Source organism: Rhizomonospora bruguierae (assembly GCF_018397995.1).
In the GTDB taxonomy this organism is placed as follows: domain Bacteria; phylum Actinomycetota; class Actinomycetes; order Mycobacteriales; family Micromonosporaceae; genus Rhizomonospora; species Rhizomonospora bruguierae.
The window spans coordinates 1-2,874 of sequence record NZ_BBQH01000125.1 but is presented as its reverse complement, the minus strand read 5'-3'; the positions used below and the strand labels follow the sequence as shown (position 1 = coordinate 2,874).

At 74.5% G+C, this 2,874-nt stretch carries 5 protein-coding genes; 4 read left to right on the top strand and 1 reads right to left on the bottom strand.

Annotated elements, in window-relative coordinates; genetic code table 11:
* Positions 1-286 precede the first annotated feature (286 nt).
* The 3 genes from KJS59_RS30340 (at position 287) to KJS59_RS30330 (ending at position 1,119) form a co-directional block, all read left to right on the top strand.
* On the top strand, positions 287-460 hold the full coding sequence (locus tag KJS59_RS30340) for a hypothetical protein (protein ID WP_213457391.1): 174 nt from the start codon (positions 287-289) through the stop codon (positions 458-460).
* Positions 457-729, top strand: a complete 273-nt coding sequence (locus tag KJS59_RS30335) for a helix-turn-helix domain-containing protein (RefSeq protein ID WP_213457389.1) — start codon at positions 457-459, stop codon at positions 727-729. The genes KJS59_RS30340 and KJS59_RS30335 overlap by 4 nt, the downstream gene beginning before the upstream one ends.
* A 150-nt stretch (positions 730-879) precedes the next feature.
* Positions 880-1,119 (top strand): hypothetical protein, encoded by a 240-nt coding sequence (locus KJS59_RS30330; protein WP_213457387.1) that lies wholly within the window; start codon positions 880-882, stop codon positions 1,117-1,119.
* Between the two features lie 29 nt (positions 1,120-1,148).
* Here KJS59_RS30330 and KJS59_RS30325 read toward each other — a convergent pair whose 3' ends face one another.
* The gene (locus tag KJS59_RS30325) at positions 1,149-1,871 is read right to left on the bottom strand and encodes a PP2C family protein-serine/threonine phosphatase (protein ID WP_213457385.1); all 723 of its coding nucleotides are present in this window, start codon (positions 1,869-1,871) and stop codon (positions 1,149-1,151) included.
* Between the two features lie 62 nt (positions 1,872-1,933).
* On the opposite strand from KJS59_RS30325, the gene KJS59_RS30320 reads away from it, so the two are divergent.
* Positions 1,934-2,874, top strand: a 941-nt coding sequence (locus KJS59_RS30320) for an ATP-binding protein (RefSeq protein WP_249715167.1), incomplete at its 3' end; no start/stop codon positions are given.

The window sequence follows — 2,874 nt, the reverse complement described above, 5'->3', positions numbered from 1 at the left end:
TGGTTCGCAATGGCTGTTGTTGGTTGAATGCAACACCCCACTGTTCCTAAACGCAATGCCTCGCAGAAAAGTCTGCCGATCGGCAATCTTGATCTCAATAACTCCACTAGGAATATTGCGTGTCGCTGGGCGTGCGGGCACGCTCACTCCACGAGCGCGGTGGTCGCCAGGGAGTACGGCCCTACGGCCCGCCGTTGCCCGGGCGCCGGGGACACCCGAGGGTGTCGTCCTCCAATGAGGACGCTGCCACCCCCGGCGCCCTTCCAAGACCGGAGGGAGGCTCGCGATGCCGAGCGTCAGCTACGACGAGTACGTCCTGACCCGGGCACGGACCCTGGCGCGCAAGCACCGGCCGCGGTTCAACTGGATCACGATGGGCGTGGAGTGCCGCTGCGGCTCCCGGCTGCCCTGCCGGGCCACACTGGCCCTGCCGATCGCCCGGGCTGGCTGGCCGGCATGATCGTCACCCGCTGGACCGGCTGCCACGTCCTGGCGCTGCGCGAGGCCCACCGCATGCGCGTGGCCGATTTCGCCCGGCGGCTCGGCGTCGTGCACGGCTCCGTCACGGCCTGGGAGCTGTACGCCCGCAAACCCGGCTGGGAGAGTCAGCAGATCCTGGACACGCTGCTGCGGCTGGCCGACCACGAGGTCCGCACCCGGTTCTTCGGGCTGCTGCTGGAGCACGTCGATGACGGCGGTGATCACTTCGAGGACGACGAACCCGCGTGAAGGCCGGCTGACGGCGGTTTGCCGGATGTGCCAGTGGGTAGGCGGCACTCGACCCACCTGAGGAGGCTGCATGCTCAAGCTGAGGACGAAAGCGCCGCGCCGGCCCGCGCAGCCGTCGGGGCTGACGATGGCCATGGACGCGGTGATGGCATGAGCACGGTGCTGCTGGCAGGGGGCCCACGGGACGGCACCACGCTGGACGTGGGCGAGGCGTCGCTGGTCACCCTGAACATCAACGGGCTGACCCACCGGTACATCCGGTCGGGGGAGCGGCGGGAGGTCAACGGCGAGTCGCTGCCGGTCTACCCGTACGACGGGGAGGTCCGGCAGGACGAGGGGGTCGTCCAGCACGACACGCGCAACCAGGGCGAGGCGCCCGGCACGGGCTAGCCGGCTCGGCCCGCCGGACGCGCGCGCCGCTACTCGCTGTCGAGGACGTCCGCGACGACCGCGGTGACGTTGTCGATGCCGCCGGCGGCCAGGGCCAGTTCCACCAGCCGGCTGGCGCACGCCTCTCGGTCCGGAAGGTCGCGCAGCGCCGCCTCGATGTCCTCGTCCTCCACCAGGTCGGACAGGCCGTCGCTGCAGACCAGCAGGCGGTCGCCCGGGCACGCGTCGAGCGTGCGCCGGGCGATGCTGATCTCCCGGCCCTGTAGCGCCTGGGTGACCAGCGACCGGTGCGGGTGCCGGTGCGCCTCGGCCGGGGTCAGCGCGCCCCGGTCCACCAGCGCCTGCACGTAGGTGTCGTCCCGGGTCAGCTGGGCCAGCATGCCGCCCCGCAGCAGGTACGCCCGGGAGTCGCCGACGTGCACCAGCGCGATCTGGTTCCCGGTCAGCAGCAGCGCCGTCAGGGTGGTGCCCATGCCGGAGAGGGCGCCGTCGCCGTTCGCCGTGGCGGCGATCCGCCGGTTCGCCGTCTCCACCGCCTCGGCCAGCGCCTCCAGCGGCGGCCGGTCGCCGGTGCCGTCGGCCAGCGGGGCCAGCACCGCGACCGCGATCTCGCTGGCCACGTCGCCGGCCGGGAGGCCGCCCATGCCGTCCGCCACCGCGATCAGGCGCGCGCCGGCCAGCAGCGCGTCCTCGTTCTTGCCCCGGACGAGGCCACGGTCGGTGACCGCCACCGGTTGCAGACGCAAACTCATGCCAGGCAGCCTCCCAGCCCGCGACTCGACTGTCTCTACGCAGTAGTACGTATGGTGAAACGATGATGCCGGTGACCATGGTCGGCCGAGCCGGAGAGCTCGACGAACTCGCCGGTGTCTGGGCGCGGGTGGTGGCCGGCACGGGCGCCGGCGGCGGTCCCCGTACCGCCATCGTGAGCGGTCCGGCCGGCTCGGGCAAGAGCCGGTTGGTCGAGGCGGCGCTGGCGGCGTTCGACCCGGCCCCCGGCACGGTCCTGTTCGGTCGCGCCCGGGTGCACAGCCCGGCACCGTACGACTGGCTCGCGGCCGTGCTCAGCGACCACCGCGGCGGTGAGCTTCCGGTACCGGCGGGCGCGCTGGCCTGGCTGGCCCAGCGCGGCGGGGCGGGCGGCGCCCGGTACGCGCCGGGCGCGCTGCTGCGGCTGGCGGTGACGGTCGTGCGCACGCTGGTCCGCCCCGGCCCCGCCGCGATCGTGGTGGAGGACCTGCACGCCCTGGACCCGGCCAGCCTCAACCTGATCGCCGAGCTGGCCGCCGCGCCGGGGCTGCCCGCGCTGCTGCTGGTGACCAGCCGCCCGCCGGGGGAGTCGGACTCGGCCCGGCTCACCGAGCGCACCCTGGCCCGCCTGGCGGGCACCCCCGGCGCCGTCCGCCAGTACCTGGGCCCGCTCGCCGCCGCGCACGTGGGCCGGCTGCTGGAGCAGGTGACCGGCGCGCCGCCCAGCCCGGCGCAGGTCCGGTCGGTGCACCAGCGCAGCGGCGGCAACCCGTACCGGCTCACCGAGCTGCTGGCCACCGCGCCGGCGCAGCGCGTGGCGCCGGTGCCGGTGGCGGAGGTCGCCCTGCGGGCAGCGGCCGGGCACCTGGCCGCGGGGCTGCCGGAGACGGCGCTGCGCGCGGTCGAGGTGGGGCTGCCCGACGCCGCCGACCCGGTGCCGCTGCTGCGGCTCGGCGTGGCCGCCGCCACCGCCGCCGGCCGGGACGCCGACGCGGCCCGCTACGC

Bases quoted from the DNA above. Each gene is read 5' to 3' on its own strand.
- KJS59_RS30340 (WP_213457391.1), top strand. From the start codon at position 287: ATGCCGAGCGTCAGCTACGACGAGTACGTCCTGACCCGGGCACGGACC.
- KJS59_RS30335 (WP_213457389.1), top strand. From the start codon at position 457: ATGATCGTCACCCGCTGGACCGGCTGCCACGTCCTGGCGCTGCGCGAG.
- KJS59_RS30330 (WP_213457387.1), top strand. From the start codon at position 880: ATGAGCACGGTGCTGCTGGCAGGGGGCCCACGGGACGGCACCACGCTG.
- KJS59_RS30325 (WP_213457385.1), bottom strand. From the start codon at position 1,871: ATGAGTTTGCGTCTGCAACCGGTGGCGGTCACCGACCGTGGCCTCGTC.